This window comes from Cupriavidus oxalaticus, from assembly GCF_038900635.1.
Lineage (GTDB): Bacteria > Pseudomonadota > Gammaproteobacteria > Burkholderiales > Burkholderiaceae > Cupriavidus > Cupriavidus oxalaticus_B.
Genome location: NZ_JAYMRX010000010.1, coordinates 177,206 through 192,004, shown reverse-complemented (window position 1 = coordinate 192,004; position 14,799 = coordinate 177,206). Strand labels below are relative to the sequence as shown.

Annotated in this window: 13 protein-coding genes; 5 read left to right on the top strand and 8 right to left on the bottom strand. The window is 65.6% G+C overall.

All coding sequences use genetic code 11. The features are described 5' to 3' along the window. Positions 1-51: 51 nt before the first annotated feature. From tcuA to VSR71_RS18125, 3 genes are all read left to right on the top strand, one after another. Positions 52-1,482 carry an FAD-dependent tricarballylate dehydrogenase TcuA gene (tcuA, locus tag VSR71_RS18135; protein WP_342915225.1) on the top strand — a complete coding sequence of 477 codons (1,431 nt, stop codon included), beginning with the start codon at positions 52-54 and terminating at the stop codon, positions 1,480-1,482. Beyond that, positions 1,466-2,680: a tricarballylate utilization 4Fe-4S protein TcuB gene (gene tcuB / locus VSR71_RS18130; RefSeq protein ID WP_342915264.1), complete on the top strand. Its 1,215-nt coding sequence runs from the start codon at positions 1,466-1,468 to the stop codon at positions 2,678-2,680. Before tcuA ends, tcuB begins: the two co-directional genes overlap by 17 nt. 66 nt (positions 2,681-2,746) lie before the next feature. Next, positions 2,747-3,727: a tripartite tricarboxylate transporter substrate binding protein gene (locus VSR71_RS18125; protein WP_342915224.1), complete on the top strand. Its 981-nt coding sequence runs from the start codon at positions 2,747-2,749 to the stop codon at positions 3,725-3,727. Between the two features lie 43 nt (positions 3,728-3,770). Here VSR71_RS18125 and VSR71_RS18120 read toward each other — a convergent pair whose 3' ends face one another. Both VSR71_RS18120 and VSR71_RS18115 read right to left on the bottom strand, forming a co-directional pair. Further along, a complete protein-coding gene (locus VSR71_RS18120) occupies positions 3,771-4,697 on the bottom strand; it encodes a LysR substrate-binding domain-containing protein (protein ID WP_342915223.1) in 927 nt (308 codons plus the stop codon). A gap of 353 nt (positions 4,698-5,050) precedes the next feature. After that, positions 5,051-6,043, bottom strand: a complete 993-nt coding sequence (locus tag VSR71_RS18115; RefSeq protein WP_342915222.1) for a tripartite tricarboxylate transporter substrate binding protein — start codon at positions 6,041-6,043, stop codon at positions 5,051-5,053. A gap of 178 nt (positions 6,044-6,221) precedes the next feature. On the opposite strand from VSR71_RS18115, the gene VSR71_RS18110 reads away from it, so the two are divergent. Further along, positions 6,222-6,974, top strand: coding sequence for an SDR family NAD(P)-dependent oxidoreductase (locus VSR71_RS18110; protein ID WP_342915221.1), 753 nt, complete (start codon positions 6,222-6,224; stop codon positions 6,972-6,974). Between the two features lie 214 nt (positions 6,975-7,188). Here the strand turns inward: VSR71_RS18110 and VSR71_RS18105 are convergent, their stop codons facing one another. Beyond that, positions 7,189-8,550, bottom strand: coding sequence for an MFS transporter (locus tag VSR71_RS18105; protein ID WP_342915220.1), 1,362 nt, complete (start codon positions 8,548-8,550; stop codon positions 7,189-7,191). A 307-nt stretch (positions 8,551-8,857) separates the two neighbouring features. On the opposite strand from VSR71_RS18105, the gene VSR71_RS18100 reads away from it, so the two are divergent. Beyond that, complete coding sequence (locus VSR71_RS18100; protein ID WP_342915219.1) at positions 8,858-9,388, top strand: nuclear transport factor 2 family protein; 531 nt, start codon at positions 8,858-8,860, stop codon at positions 9,386-9,388. Positions 9,389-9,428: 40 nt separating this feature from the next. On the opposite strand, the gene VSR71_RS18095 is transcribed toward VSR71_RS18100, so the two are convergent. From VSR71_RS18095 to VSR71_RS18075, 5 genes are all read right to left on the bottom strand, one after another. Further along, positions 9,429-10,520: a porin gene (locus VSR71_RS18095; RefSeq protein WP_342915218.1), complete on the bottom strand. Its 1,092-nt coding sequence runs from the start codon at positions 10,518-10,520 to the stop codon at positions 9,429-9,431. 140 nt (positions 10,521-10,660) lie between these two features. Beyond that, positions 10,661-11,848 carry an SDR family oxidoreductase gene (locus VSR71_RS18090; protein WP_342915217.1) on the bottom strand — a complete coding sequence of 396 codons (1,188 nt, stop codon included), beginning with the start codon at positions 11,846-11,848 and terminating at the stop codon, positions 10,661-10,663. 2 nt (positions 11,849-11,850) lie between these two features. Continuing rightward, a complete protein-coding gene (locus VSR71_RS18085) occupies positions 11,851-12,615 on the bottom strand; it encodes a glucose 1-dehydrogenase (protein ID WP_342915216.1) in 765 nt (254 codons plus the stop codon). A gap of 13 nt (positions 12,616-12,628) precedes the next feature. Next, on the bottom strand, positions 12,629-13,588 hold the full coding sequence (locus VSR71_RS18080) for an acyl-CoA dehydrogenase family protein (RefSeq protein WP_342915215.1): 960 nt from the start codon (positions 13,586-13,588) through the stop codon (positions 12,629-12,631). Then, positions 13,585-14,799, bottom strand: a complete 1,215-nt coding sequence (locus VSR71_RS18075) for an acyl-CoA dehydrogenase family protein (protein WP_342915214.1) — start codon at positions 14,797-14,799, stop codon at positions 13,585-13,587. Before VSR71_RS18075 ends, VSR71_RS18080 begins: the two co-directional genes overlap by 4 nt.

The following is a 14,799-nucleotide window of genomic DNA, read 5'->3' as shown; positions in this document are numbered from 1 at the left end:
CTTTCCCCGTTTCCGGTCTGCGCATACAGTCGCGGCCTAAGGAGACTTCCCATGAAAGATGTGCTCGTGATCGGCGGCGGCAACGCCGCGCTGTGCGCCGCATTGATGGCGCGCGAGGCGGGTGCCTCGGTTCTACTGCTGGAGGGATCACCCCGTGAATGGCGGGGTGGCAACTCTCAGCACACGCGCAATCTGCGCTGCATGCACGATGCGCCGCAGGATGTGTTGGTGGACGCCTATCCGGAAGAGGAGTATTGGCAGGACCTGCTTAAGGTGACGGGTGGACTTACCAATGAGCACCTGGCCCGCCTGACGATTCGTGCATCTTCGCGCTGTCGCGGCTGGATGCGCCGTCATGGGGTGCATTTCCAGCCGCCGTTGTCGGGCGCGCTGCATGTGGCCCGGACCAACGCCTTCTTCATGGGCGGCGGCAAGGCGCTAGTCAATGCGTATTTCCGCAGCGCGGAAGGGCTTGGCATTGGGGTGCGCTACAACACGCCGGTGGTTGCCATCGAGCGGGATGGCGACCGGTTTGTGGCAGCCGTCACCGCCTCCGGCGAGCGCATCGAGGCGGCAGCCTGTGTGCTGGCGGCCGGCGGCTTCGAGTCGAACCGCGACTGGTTGCGCGAAGCGTGGGGCCAGAACGAGCGCGGCGAATGGCCTTCCGACAATTTCCTGATCCGAGGCACGCGCTTCAACCAGGGCGTATTGTTGCGCCACATGATCGACAGCGGCGCAGATGCGATCGGCGATCCGACCCAGGCACACATGGTGGCCATCGATGCGCGCGCGCCGCTGTACGACGGCGGCATCTGCACGCGGATCGACTGCGTCTCGCTGGGCGTGGTCGTCAACGGGCAGGGCGAGCGCTTCTACGACGAAGGCGAAGATTTCTGGCCAAAACGCTATGCGATCTGGGGCCGCCTCGTAGCCCAGCAGCCAGGACAGATCGGTTACTCGATCATCGACCAGAAGGCGATCGGCCGCTTCATGCCGCCGGTGTTTCCCGGCACCACCGCCAACACGCCGGACGAACTGGCCCGGAAACTCGGAGTTCCGGAAGCGGCCTTCGTGCGTAGCATCGAAGCATTCAACGCGGCATGTCGTCCAGGCACCTTCGACCACACCGTACTGGACGACTGCGCCACGGAAGGCATTGCGCCGCCGAAAACCCACTGGGCCCGCCCGCTTGATACCCCACCGTACATTGGCTATGCCTTGCGTCCGGGCGTCACGTTTACCTACCTGGGCTTGAAAGTCAACGACCAGTCCCAGGTGCATTTTGACGGCCGGCCGAGCCCGAACCTGTTCGTCGCCGGCGAAATGATGGCCGGCAACGTGCTCGGCAAGGGCTATACCGCTGGCGTTGGCATGGCGATCGGCACGGCATTCGGCCGCATTGCCGGCGTGAGTGCTGCGCGCGCATGCGGCTTGCGCCACCCTGGTTTCGAACTGGAGCAATCCGATGCCCTCACTCTCTGAACTGGTCAACCAGGCCCGGGCCGATGCAGAAGGTGCCGGCAACGCCGTGCATCGCGTCATTCCGATTCACCCTGTCACGCCGCTGACGGCTGCCGAGGAAGAGGTTTCGCGCGTCCTGCAGATCTGCAATGCGTGCCGCTATTGCGAGGGCTTCTGTGCGGTGTTTCCGGCGATGACCCGCCGCCTCGAGTTCGCGCGTGCCGACATGCACTACCTGGCCAACCTGTGCCACAACTGCGGTGCCTGCCTGCATGCGTGCCAATACGCGCCGCCGCACGAATTCGCTGTGAACGTCCCGGTTGCCATGGCCGAGGTCCGAGGCCAGACTTATCAAGACTACGCATGGCCGCCCTTGCTCGGCAAACTGTACCGCCGCAACGGGTTGGCCCTGTCGATGGCGCTGGCCCTCGGCCTTGCGTTGTTCCTGATGCTGGCGGTCGCGCTAAATGGCTCCTTGTGGGGCGGTGCTTCGGCCAGCGGCAGTTTCTACGCGCTCTTTCCACACAACCTGCTGGTCGCGCTGTTCGCTCCGGTGTTCGGCTTCGTGGTCTTCGCCCTGGCAAAGGGCGTGATGAAGTTCTGGCGCGAAGTAACGCCTGCCACCAGCGGTGCCGCGGTGAGCGCACCGGCAGCCGCCGAGGCTGGCGACGCCGTGCTGCGGTTGAAGTATCTCGACGGTGGCCATGGATCCGGCTGCAATAACGCGGACGATGCGTTCACTTTGTCGCGCCGGCGCTTTCACCACCTGACGTTCTACGGCTTCCTGCTGTGCTTTGCTGCGACAGCCTTGGCAACGATCTATCACTATGTGTTCGGCTGGCATGCACCGTACGAATTCCCGAGCCTGCCAAAGCTCCTGGGCGCGGTCGGCGGCGTCAGTCTGGCGCTTGGCACAGGTGGCCTGGGCTGGCTTCATCTGCAGCGCCACCGCCTGCACGTCAATGTGCGCCAGCGGCCGATGGACCTCGGATTCATCGGCCTGCTGTTTCTGACTGCGGTGAGTGGGCTCGCGCTATGGCTGGGCCGCGCCACGCCGGCCATGGGCATCCTGCTCTGCCTGCACCTTGGCGCCGTCATGGCGCTCTTTGCCACCCTTCCCTACGGCAAATTCGCACACGGCATTTTCCGTACCGCCGCCCTGCTGCGTCATGCCGTCGAAAAGCGGCGGCCGAATCCTGTCGGCCTTGGCGCCGACTGATTGACGCCACCCTTGGCACCCACCTCCTCATAGCATTCCCAAAACCACGATACGGAGACTCAACTCATGAACCGTCGCCAGTTACTTCGTGCGGCTCCGCTGGCTGCACTCTGCGCTTGCGCAATGATCCCTTCCGCATTCGCCCAACCCATTGCTGGCGGGAAGCCAGTGACGCTCGTGGTGGGCTTTTCGGCAGGTGGCGCGGCCGATGCCGCGGCGCGGCTGATCGCAAAGAAGCTCGGCGAAAACCTCGGCCAAACGGTCGTCGTCGACAACCGCGCCGGTGCCGGCGGCAATATTGCGCACCAGTTGGTCGCCCATGGTCCCGCCGACGGCAGCATGCTGCTGTTCGGCTCGATCGGGCCGCTCACCATTGCGCCGCACCTGATGAAGCTGCCCTATGATCCGTTCAAGGATCTCGCGCCGGTGTCCGGCGGGGTCTACTTCCCAAATGTGCTGGTGGTGCACAAGGGCGCGGGCGTAAAAACCCTCGCCGAATTTGTCGCGCTGGCCAAGAAAAAGCCGGGATCGGTCGATTTCGCCTCGACCGGCGCCGGGTCGGCTTCTCACCTCGCAGGCGAACTATTCAACCAGCGCGCGACGGTCGAGATGGTCCACATTCCGTACAAGGGCGGAGCGCCGGCGCTGCAGGATCTGCTCGGCCAGCGCGTCACCTCCTACTTCGCTGCGCCGCCGACCGCGATGCCACAGATCGAAGCCGGCAAGCTGGTCCCGCTGGCGACCACCGGTCCGACCCGTCCGGCGTATCTGCCGAATATCCCGACCGTCGCAGAGTCCGGCTATCCGGGCTTCGAGGCGCTGAACTGGTACGCCTTTGTTGCCTCGGGCAAGACCCCCGCGGCCGTCCTCGATCGCTGGAACAAGGAAATCGTCAAGGTGCTAAGCGACCCGTCGGTCAAGGATGCGCTGAACAAGCACGGACTGACACCTCAGCCCACCACGCGTCCTGAGCTCACTGCCTTCATGAAAAAGGAAAGCACCAAGTGGGGGGCGATTATCAAGGAACGCCACATCACGGCCGACTGACATGCAAGCCCCTTCGGCAATTTGAAATATTAGCGGCGCGCCATCACTTCTCGTTCAAGGTGGCGCCGATCCACTGCCCATCGCGCACCAGTGCGCGCGCCGTGTCCGCCAGTACCACGCGTGCGGCGAGCGCAGCAGGCGACAGTTCGTCATCCGACAAACTGGCGAGCATATTGTGGCGGCCGGCCTGGGGATCGCTCACGAGCGAACGGACCAGGCCAGGATCGTCCAGTCGCGCGGTTGCTGCTCCTGGCTGTATCGTTGCACCAAAGCCGGCTTGCACCGCATCCATCAGCATCGATAGCCCGTCGATCTCCGCGACGATATTGGGAGTGACGCGCACGCGCGCAAAGGCCGCTTCGATCAAGGCTCGCAGGCCATGGCTGGCGCTGGGAAGGATCAGGGGCAGCGTCGACAACTGGGTGAGCTTTACCCGGCGCGCTGCGGGCAACCCGGGCAGGCCTGTCGCGCCTAGTACGTAGAGCTTCTCGTCCAGCAGCGGCATCACGCTCCAGCGCCGCGCAGCCTCCGTGCGGAACACAACGGCCAGGTCTAGACGCCTGGCGTTCAGCATTTCCGTCAGATGACCTGAAAGCGCTTCGACGATATGCACCCGGACGTCCGGGTAACGCCTGGCCATGGCGCGTAGCAGCGGCACGCCCAACACGCCTGCTGTCGTCGATGCAAGCCCAATGCTCACATGACCTGACAGTCGCGCCTGCCGGGCAGCACGGACCGCGTCGTCGGCATGGCGCAGCGTGAGCTGAGCCTGCTGCAAAAAAGCCAATCCGGCATCGGTAGGTATCACCCCGGTGGATTGGCGCTGCAACAGACGAGTCGACAGTTCACGCTCGAGCCGACTGATCTGTTGGCTCAATGCCGACGTGACAAGACCCAACTCGAGCGCCGCCTTGCCGAAGCTTCCACTCTCGCAGACTTTGGTGAAATAGCGCAACTGTCGTAGTTCCATGGCGTCAGACAGACTGCTCCCGGAATGCAAAGCAGTCAATGTAGCACGCGCAGTGCCTACCTCGCGCAAGCGAATGATTGTCGTTGCGGGATAAGCGTAGTGATCAATTGCGCTGGGGCAAGCATCACCTTCCTGCAACTCCCGTCGCGCATCAGGACCGTATCGTGAAACCAGGCGAAATAGGAACCGGTACGAAACCAAGAAGTCCGCAAGGTAGAACCGGCTCCGCTATGCGCAGAGCATCTTCCATAAGATCAATGCCGGCTCAGGTCTTCCCCTTACCCTGGCCGGCTTACGTCCGCCTGCTGTCCGTCAGAACCCATGAGCCCAGCTCCAATGCGACCCGATCCGCCTCACTCGATCCGCAGGTTCGCCACGTTGGCCAGGCCCTGCCATGTACTCACATCCTCGCGTACCACCGCGGCGAACTGGCTGACCGTCGGCGTGGCGGGCTTCGGCATGTTTTGCAGGGCGAACTTCTGCACGACGTCATCGGTCGCCAGGATGCGATTGATTTCCTTGTTCAGCCGCTGCACGATCGGCGCCGGCGTGCCGGCTGGCGCGAACACGCCGTACCAACCGTCCTTGTTGAATCGATAGCCTTGCTCGCTGAGAGTTGGCACTTCCGGCAACGCGGGACCGCGCGCCGTGCCGGTGCAGCCGAGCGCCACCAGCTTGCCCGAGCGGATATGCGGCACCGGCGAGGCGATGTCAGTGAAGCCAACCAGCATGTTCTTCGATAGCAGGTCGGTAACGAGCTGGGCACTGCCCTTGAAGGGAATGTGCTGCATCTTCAGGCCGTAGTGCGCCTTGATGCCTTCCATCACCAAGTGACCGGTCGAACCATTGCCCCAAGAGCCATACGGCAGCTTGTCCGGGTTGGCCTTCGCATAGTTGACCAGGTCGGGAAGGCGCTTGAAGCCAGTGGACGGATGCGCAACCAGCAGGATGCCGGCGGCGCCAACTTGCGCAACGGGAGCGAGGTCCTTCAGTGCGTCATACGGCATCCTGGGCTGGATCACGGGATTGATCGCTATTGCCGACGAGGGAGACATCAGGAGCGTATAGCCGTCCGCGGCGCTCTTGGCCACCATGTCGGTACCGATCAGGCTGTTGGCGCCGGGACGGTTGTCGACGACAACCGGTTGGCCCAAAGCTTCGTTCAGACGCGCCGAGATCAAGCGCGCGAAGATATCCATGCCTGAACCGGCAGGACCCGGGACAATCAGCCGGATGGGACGCGAGGGCCATTCAGTGGCCGCAAGGCCGAGTCGCGCCACGGTGTGCGAGGCGAGCATGACGGCGCCGCCAATAATGGCGCGTCGACGCATGGGCGAGTGGTTCATCGCTTTGTCTCCAGTAATTTTTGTCAGTTTGCCCGATGCGAGCTTGCGGGAATTCTAGCGAGGAATGGCATCGCACATTGCTGCAACAAGCTTGAATGTGTTCTGCGAAAAACGCAGGAAGCGGCGCCCTTGCACCGCTCTACCATGGCTGCGTTTTCTCTCATTCGGCAGGGTCAAGATGCAACCATTACAGGGCAAGGTGTCACTGGTCACCGGGGCAGGTTCCGGTATTGGACGGGCCAATTGTGTTTTGCTGGCCGCGCGCGGCGCGGCAGTGATTGTCAATGACATTGACGAAGCCGGCGCACACGAGACCGTGAGGCTGATCCGAGAGGCGGGAGGGGTGGCGGTGCCTTGCATCGCCGACGTGTCGAAGCATGATGAAGTGGAGCGGGCTTTCGCCTGCGCGCAGCGCGAAACAGGGCCCGTGCAAATCCTCGTCAACAATGCCGGCATCCCAGGGGGCATGACAGCGTTCGAGGATATCGACGACATAATCATCGATCGCATGTTCAGCGTGACGGTCAGGGGGGCAATGCTTTGCACGCGCGCGGTGCTGCCGGGCATGAAGCAGCGTCGTGACGGACGCATCATCAACACCTCGTCGATCACTGCGTTCGGCACGCATCCGCGCGGCTGCGTCTATGCCGCGGCGAAGGGTGCCATGATCAGCCTGACGCGTGCGTGGGCTCGCGAGTTCGCCGAGTGGAACATCCTGGTCAATGCGGTCGCGCCAGGGCGCGTGGAAACACCGATGAGCGCTCGGTTGAGCGCGGACCCGGCATACCAGGATGAAGTGCGTCGCCGCGTGCCGCTTCGTCGCAGGGCGGTACCGGACGAGATCGCAACAGTAGTGGCATTTCTGGCGTCTGCGGACGCCAGCTACATGACTGGCCAGGTATTGAGTCCCAACGGCGGCGAGATCATGTAACGCATGCAATCCGCGGTTGCCTGTCGGCCGACAGCAGGAGGGCAGCAGGTTGCTGCTTGTTGCAGCGGCCTTCCAATGGGCGCAATCCGACGCGTGCCCACACTGAAGTTGATGATCGGATCGGCCTGGCTGCAAGGAGTCTTGTGCATCCTTCCAACAGTCAGGCCGTGCGTGCCGAGCATTTCAGTGCAGACGATATCGCAGTTGCTGCCCTTCAGTGCTCCACCATGGCGGCCCCCGGAAAATCCGCTTCTTGCTGCGGCGGACCATTGCGACCCAGCAAGAACAGGCATATCGCCGCGATGACGGCCGGGATCGCGAGCAGGCTGAAGATGGCGCCAAACGCCCATCCAATCCCCAGCAGCCATGCGCCGCCCATGGTTCCCGCCACGCCGCCGAAGCGGCCCATGCCCAGCATCCAGGCAATGCCGGTGACCCGGCTGGTGGTCGGATAGTAATGGGCGGCGAGCGGCGACATCGACGCAGACGCACCGGAGATGGCCATGCCCACGATGACGATCATCGTCGTCAGTCCTGCGTGCGCCCCGCTGTACCCGATCACCAGCACCAGTACGGCGGCGGCCAGAAAATACGCCGCGACGACACGGGCAGGCGGGAAGCGGTCAGTCAGGAATCCCGCCAGCAGGATCCCCGCGCATCCACCCAGATGGAACAGCGATGAAGTGACGGTTGACTCCTGCAGCGAATACCCCGAGGTCGTGAACAGGGTGGGAAGCCAGCTATTGACCAGGTACAGGATCACCATGCACATGAAGTAGCACAGCCAGATCAGGCAGGTGCCGACGGCATACCGCTCGCGGAACAGCTCTGAGAGCGGCGACTTGCGGCCATGTCCGGCGTCTTCCTCGCACACGAGATGGACATCGCCGAGCCGGGCGCCCGGCGCCAGGCGGCCCAGGATGTCCAGTGCATCCTCGCGTGGGCGCCGGTTGGCCACGAGAAATTTCACCGATTCGGGCAGCAGCGGCACCAGCGCCAGCGTCAGCAGCACCGGCGCCACGCCGCCGACCACCAGCACGCCGTGCCAGCCGAAGCGCGGGATCAGCCAGGCCGTCATCAGGCCGCCCAGCCCATTACCGGCTGCGAAGCCGACCAGCATGGCATTGACCACGGTGCCGCGAATCCGCGTCGGGGCATACTCCGCCATCAGCGCGACAGCGTTTGGCACGGCCGCACCCAGACCGATTCCCGTCAGGAAGCGCAGCGTGGCCAGCATTTCGAGCGACTGCGCGAACGCTGATGCCACGCTGCACACCCCGAACGCGAAGACCGAGCCGATCAGTACCCGCTTGCGGCCAATGCGGTCGGCAAAGGGGCTCACCACCATGGCGCCAAAGCCGATGCCGACCAGTGTGGCACTCAGCACGGGGCCCAGCGCGGCACGCGACAGGTGCCACTCCTGGATCAACGACGGCGCGATATAGCCCATGGCGCCGGTGTCCATTCCGTCCAAGGCGATGATCAGGAAGCACAGGACGAACAGCAGGATATGAAACCGCGAGAAACGCTGTTCGTCGAGGAAGGCTTGTACGTCGACCTTGCGCTGGAGATTCATCGCGCACCTCGCGGCGGCCGGGAGGGGTGTGGGGCGCGCATCGGGGGCGTGCGCATGGTGGTACCAGCGTGTCCTGGCATTGTCTGTCTCCTTGGTTTGTCGCATCGTGTGAAAGCCGCACTGCCTTGCGGTTCCTCTGTGCGCCGGCTGTGGCGCCGGACATGGTTCTGAACTGATGTTACGACCAGGGTGAGACGGCGAATATGCCCCCGCAGTGCAGAAGACAATCAACCGAACGGCAGGCAATGGACGGTGACGGGAGGCAGAGAATTGCGGCTCATGCCCATCCTGTCAAATCACGCCCATCATGACCCCACATCACCCCTCCGCCCTCGGCGAACTGCTCGACCGCGAAGCCATCCGCGAATGCCTGTATCGCTACTGCCGCGGCATCGACCGTTGCGACGAGGCGGCCCTGCGCAGCGTGTACTGGGACGATGCCACCGACCGTCACGGCCCCTATTCCGGCTCCGCCAGCGGGTTTATCGACTGGGTACTGGACCGGCTGCGGACCAGCGAACGCTCGATCCACTTTCTCGGCAACCTCTCGATCGCCCTGCACGGCGACTGGGCGGCGGTGGAATCGTACTTCCAGGCATTCCAGCGCCGGCCCAACCCCGATGCGGCGCAGCGGGAAGTCTTCCTGGCCGGGCGCTACGTCGACCGATTCGAGAAGCGCAACGGCGAATGGCGGATTGCACGGCGCGTGGTGGTCTACGACTGGGTCCGCCCGCTTGGCACCCCGGAGGGCACCGAGACGGAGCGCTTCGGCCTGCGCCAGCCTGTTGGCGCGCCCTGGCCGCATGATCCGCTCTACACGCTGCTCAGCGGAGCGTAGACCGGACACGCGAGAACAAGGCGGCACGAGCCGCCTGCCATCAAAAGATGTGCCGAAGGCCGATGGTGGTGCCGAACTGGTTGGTGCCCGCAGCGGTCGTCCCGAAGCCGGAACCGCCCGCGCTCAGGCCAAGGTTGGAACTGCCCTTGTTCTTCGTGTAGCCGACGCTGAGGTAGGCGTCCGTGCGCTTGGAGAAGGCATACTTCGCCATGCCGACAAACAGCCAGGGATCGTTGCCCGTGTTCCGGAACTCCTGGTAGTAAGCGGCGGCGCCGAGGCTGACGGCGGGCCCGGCCTGCCACGTCACGCCGGTCCACCACAGGTTCGAGGCCTGGTTGGCCTGACCCGGAACCGCCCCCGCCAGCAGCGCCCCGTCGTACGCCTTGGCCCAGCGGTAGCCCGCGAAGACCTTGACCGGGGAGAAATCATAGGTGCCGGTCAGCACGGCGCGCCGCGTCTTCGCGTCAGGATTGACCGTGACCGTGCCTGTGTTGACCTCATCGTAGGCAGCGCCCACGCTGAACGGGCCGCTGCCGTAGCTCAGCCGGAAGCCGTACTCGCGCCCCAGCTTCGGTTCGCCCGGTACTTCGCTGCCGTTGGCTGTACCGCTCTCGGCGCCGAAGCTGTACATGGCGGACGCCACCAGGCCTCCGAACGTGCCCGTGTACTTGATGGTATTGTCGGCACGCGACACAAATGCCAGGTCCTGCGTGAAGATCGAGTACTTTGGCGCAAGCAGCATCGGATCATAGGGACCGATGAGGTCGAACAGCGCGCTCTGCTGCCGCCCCAGCAACAGGCTGCCCCACTTGCCCTGCAAGCCAACGTATGCCATCCGCCCGAACAGGCGGCCGCCCTGCGCGGACTTGCCCGTATCGGTGTCATAGCCGCTCTCCAGCACGAACACCCCTTTCAGGCCGCCGCCCAGGTCTTCCGTGCCGCGCAGCCCCCAGCGCGACCCGGCGACGTTGCCAGATGTCATGCGGACGACGGAATTGCCGCCTCCGGTCTGGTGGTTCGCGAATTCGATACCCGCGTCCACCACGCCGTAGAGCGTGACGCTGGTTTGTGCGGCTGCCGGAAGGCTGCAAAGCGCGCAGAAAAGCGCGGTCGCGCCAGCTTTGTATTGCATGTCTCCACCTTTTGTTGTTAAGCCTCGGGCCTGTGCGGACCGAGGCAACCCGTGAAATGGGCGTGAGCCGCCCTGCCCGCGAAGCGGGCATATCGCTTTTCAACTACTCAAACTCAATGGCCTGGGGTGCGTGCCGGATGTCAGGCCACCGGCAGCACTTGCCCAGTCAGGTATTGCGCGCCGGCGCCCGCCATGAAACGCAGCAGCGGCGCGACGGCTTCCGGGTCGGCCCGCGAGATCGACAGCGCGTTCACACGCAGCGCCCGCGCGCCCCACTCGCACGCCAGCGTGGCCACCAGCATGCCGGCCGCCGCAAGGTCGCCCGCGTGCCGCCAGTTCTCGCCGGCGTCGGCCGGAAGCACCAAGGTGAGGCTGGCCTGTTGTGCATGCTCCTGCGCGAAGCGCCGCGCAGCCTGGTGCACCGCCGCCAAGCGATCCCCGGGAGGCGCGCGCAGCGGCGAGACGTCCAGCACCGCCGCATAGCCATCGCCTTGCTGGCCGACCGCGGACCACTGCCCCGCCACGTCGCCAGCCACGCGAAGGCCAAGCGGCGTGTCGAACGGAACCGGCGCGACGGCCGCCGGTGCAAAACCCTGGCTGCCGCCAAACACCGACGAGCCGCCGTCGACCGACAGCAACAGCCCGGACGGCACGGCACCGTCCGCTCCGGCCAGGAAACGGATCGCCTCGGCCAGTTCTTCCGGCTCCGCCATCCCGCCGAGCGGAATCTTGGCCGTCACGCTTGCCCGCTCCAATCGGCCGGCTGCAATCAGCCGGTCGACCAGTTCGGTCCGCACGAATCCCGGACACAGCACGCTCACGCGAAGGTCCGTTCGCTCGCGCGCCAGTGCCTGCGACAGCCCGATCAAACCCGCCTTGCTAGCGCTGTATGCGCCGCGCCACGGGATCGCCCGCAGTCCGGCGCCCGATGCCACGTTGACGACCCGCGCGCCAGCCACCAACCTCGGCGTAAGCGCGTCGACCAGCCGTGCCGGCGCGTCAAGGTTGAGCGCCAGCAGCGTCCGCCAGTCGTCGCCATCCTGCTCGACGACAGGCCGGTTGGTGCGGTCCGACATTCCCGCGTTGTTCACGAGCGCGTCCAGCGGGCCGATGCGTTCCGTCAGCGAATCGATGGCCGCCGGGTCAGTGAGGTCAGTCTCCATCGCCTCGTGGCCGCCCGCTTCCGACGCCGAAAGGCCGGCCATCGTGGTGGCCAATGCTGCGCCATCGCGGTCAACCAGCACGCAGCGCCAGCCGTCGCGTGCGAACCGCCGCGCGGCAGCGCGGCCGATGCCGGCGGCCGCGCCGGTGATGAGGACGGCCGGCACGCTCAGAGATTGGTAAACGTGATGCCGCCATCCACCACGAGCGCCTGCGCCGTGATGAAGCGCGCCTCGTCGCTGGCGAGAAAGGCGATGCCACTGGCTACGTCGTCCACATTGCCCAGGCGTCCCATCGGGGTGCGGGCTACGCGGCGCGCGTCGCGCTCGACGTTGCGGTTGCGCTGCGTGCCCTCGGTCGGCACGGCAGATGGGCACACCGCGTTGACGCGGATGCCGCGCGGTCCAAGTTCGGCCGCCGCTGCGCGCGTGATGCCGAGAATGCCCGCCTTGATGCCCGAATAGACGACCGAGGCCGGCGCCGACACCAGCGCTGCCGTCGACGCCACATTGACGATGGCCCCGCCGCATTCCGCGTCCATCGCGTCCGCAGCAGCCTGGATCCCCCAGATCACCGCCTTGAAGCCGATGTCGAGCATGCGATCCATCGTCTCGGGCATGATTTCCGGCACCGACTGGTAACGCACCCACGCGGCGTTGTTGACCAGGATGTCGAAACGCTTGCCCTGCGTGGCCGCCATGCTGACCGCCTGCGCGATGCCATCCCGGCTCGCCACGTTCTGCACGACCGGGAAAGCCTCGCCGCCGGCCGCGCGGATCTCGTCCACCGTCGCGCCGACCAGCTCGTCTTTGAGGTCATTGACCGCCACGATGGCGCCGCGCGCCGCCAAAAGACACGCTGTGGCGCGGCCGATGCCGGCGCCTGCGCCGGTGACGAGCGCCACGCGCCCTGCCAGATCCTGTTGCATAAACATTCCCCCGAATTCCTCAAACGCCTTGGATGAATTCCTGCCCGACCGCACGCGCCAGCGCGCCGGACCCGAACGCCGCGTCAAGCTTGCGGACCTCGCGCAGCGAGTAGTGCAGCGGCACTTCCCACGTGAAGCCCATGCCGCCGTGCAGGTGGATCGCCTTTTCGATGACAAAGCCCGCGTTGCCGATGGCGCCTGCCAGCGCCGGCCGAGCGCTGCGCGCCGCGCCATACTCGTTGCGCGCCATGGCACGGCGCACGGCGGCCGCGGACGCCTCCGTCAGCAGCTTCATGCGCGCCAGCAGGTGCCGCACGGCCTGCTTGGCCGACAGCGGCCGGCCGAACTGCACGCGCGTCGCCATATAGCCGGCGGCCATCTCCAGCGCGCCGTCGGCCGCGCCGTTCGCCAGTTCGGCCATCAGCAGGCAGGCCGCATGATCGAGTGCCGCGCGGGCCGTGGCATCGAGTCGGGCGACCACCGTCGCGCCTTCCAGGTCGAGCCACGCCTGCGGAAACTCGGGATCGAGCGACCCGTCTTCCTCGCAGGCCAGTCCGGCCACTTCGACCAGCGCCGCGCCGTCGCCATCGTTCACGAGCACCCAGTCGCATTGCGCCACGTGCCGCGCATGGCCGGCCACGCCCTCGCTCAGGCTGCCCTGCCACGCAATGGTGGCGACCTTGTCGCCGGCCGCCAGCGCGGCGGCCACTGGCGAGCCGGGGAATGCCTGCGCCAGCAGGATGGTTTCGGGCAGCGGCAGGCGCAGTTGCAGCTTGCCGGCGGCATGCGCGATGGGCAGTGCGAAGTCGATGGGCAGGCCGAGCCCCCCGTCCTCCTCGGGGGCGCATACGCCGCACAGGCCTGCCCCGGCAAGCACCTGAGCGGCCTCGCGGAAGTCGCGTGGCCGCGCGTCATGGATGGCTGCGCTGGCGGCCTGGGCGAATTCCTCGGGCCGCAGATCGTCATCTCTCGTCGTCATGTCAAATCCTTGGGCAAGTTAAGGATGCGCTGCGCGATGACGTCGAGCTGCACTTCCGAAGTGCCGGCGTAGATCGTCTCGGCGCGCGAAAAGAGATAGGCAGTGCTGAACGCCTTGCGGGCGCGCCGCGCCTGCGGGCTGGAGCGGGGTGTCACGTGCGACATCAGCGACAGGGCCAGCCCCGCAAACGCCTGGTGGCATTCCGACCAGTACAGCTTGGTCAGCGACCCGCGCGCGCCGATGGATTCGCCAGACATCATGCGGGACACCGTCGTCTCCACCAGGCCTTTGAGGGCATCAATCTCGCAGGCCACGTCGCCGATGCGGCGCTGGGTGTAGCCGTCGTCGAGCAGGCGTGCCAGTTGCGCATCAGACTTGCAGGCAGCGACAAGGTGGCGCAGCTCGCATTCGAAGCGCCACGGGCGGTACATGCGGTTGGTCGCGCGTTCGATGGACAGCACGCGGATGGCGGCATTCCAGCCTTCGTCGGGCGCGCCCAGGCGGGCACTGTCCGGCACCACCACGTCGTCGAAAAATACTTCGGCAAAGGATTCCTTGCCATCGATGGACTTGATCGGCACCACGCGGATGCCGGGGGTGTTCATCGGCACCGCGAACATCAACAGGCCACGGTGCTTGTCAGCGACGGTACCGGTGCGGGTGAGCAGCAGGCAGTAGTGCGCCTTGGCCGCGCCGCTGGTCCAGATCTTCTGGCCGTTGATGCGCCAGTGCCCGCCCTCCTGTACGGCGCGCGTGCGCAGCCGGGCGAGGTCCGAGCCGGCGTCGGGCTCAGAGAAGCCCTGGCACCAGTACTCGCGCATGGCGAGGATGGCGGGCAGGAACGCCTCTTTCTGTGCCTCGGTGCCCACGGTCATGATGATCGGACCGGCCAGTTCCTTGCCGATGGAGCTGACGCTCTCCGACATGGGCAGCGCGCCGATCTCCTTGTTGACCGCGAGGTGCTCGCGCAGGGTCAGTCCGTGGCCGCCATAGGCGGTGGGCCACGTCATGCCGGCCAGTCCGGCGTGGTACATGGCGGCCTCCCAGGCGCTGGATTCTTCCAGCGTCGGGGTGCGGTAATCCGGGCTGTCGGCACGCATGTGGTCCGGCAGGTTGGCGCGCAGCCATTGGCGGGCGTGCTGGCGGTACACCTCCGGTCCGGAGGCCGGATCGGGGATCGCCGCGAGTGGATCGCGTGTTTCGATATGCAT

Bases quoted from the DNA above. Each gene is read 5' to 3' on its own strand.
- tcuA (WP_342915225.1), top strand. From the start codon at position 52: ATGAAAGATGTGCTCGTGATCGGCGGCGGCAACGCCGCGCTGTGCGCC.
- VSR71_RS18085 (WP_342915216.1), bottom strand. From the start codon at position 12,615: ATGTTTATGCAACAGGATCTGGCAGGGCGCGTGGCGCTCGTCACCGGC.
- VSR71_RS18075 (WP_342915214.1), bottom strand. From the start codon at position 14,799: ATGCATATCGAAACACGCGATCCACTCGCGGCGATCCCCGATCCGGCC.
- VSR71_RS18095 (WP_342915218.1), bottom strand. From the start codon at position 10,520: ATGCAATACAAAGCTGGCGCGACCGCGCTTTTCTGCGCGCTTTGCAGC.
- VSR71_RS18115 (WP_342915222.1), bottom strand. From the start codon at position 6,043: ATGAACCACTCGCCCATGCGTCGACGCGCCATTATTGGCGGCGCCGTC.
- VSR71_RS18105 (WP_342915220.1), bottom strand. From the start codon at position 8,550: ATGAATCTCCAGCGCAAGGTCGACGTACAAGCCTTCCTCGACGAACAG.
- VSR71_RS18100 (WP_342915219.1), top strand. From the start codon at position 8,858: ATGACCCCACATCACCCCTCCGCCCTCGGCGAACTGCTCGACCGCGAA.
- VSR71_RS18125 (WP_342915224.1), top strand. From the start codon at position 2,747: ATGAACCGTCGCCAGTTACTTCGTGCGGCTCCGCTGGCTGCACTCTGC.
- VSR71_RS18110 (WP_342915221.1), top strand. From the start codon at position 6,222: ATGCAACCATTACAGGGCAAGGTGTCACTGGTCACCGGGGCAGGTTCC.
- VSR71_RS18080 (WP_342915215.1), bottom strand. From the start codon at position 13,588: ATGACGACGAGAGATGACGATCTGCGGCCCGAGGAATTCGCCCAGGCC.
- tcuB (WP_342915264.1), top strand. From the start codon at position 1,466: ATGCCCTCACTCTCTGAACTGGTCAACCAGGCCCGGGCCGATGCAGAA.
- VSR71_RS18120 (WP_342915223.1), bottom strand. From the start codon at position 4,697: ATGGAACTACGACAGTTGCGCTATTTCACCAAAGTCTGCGAGAGTGGA.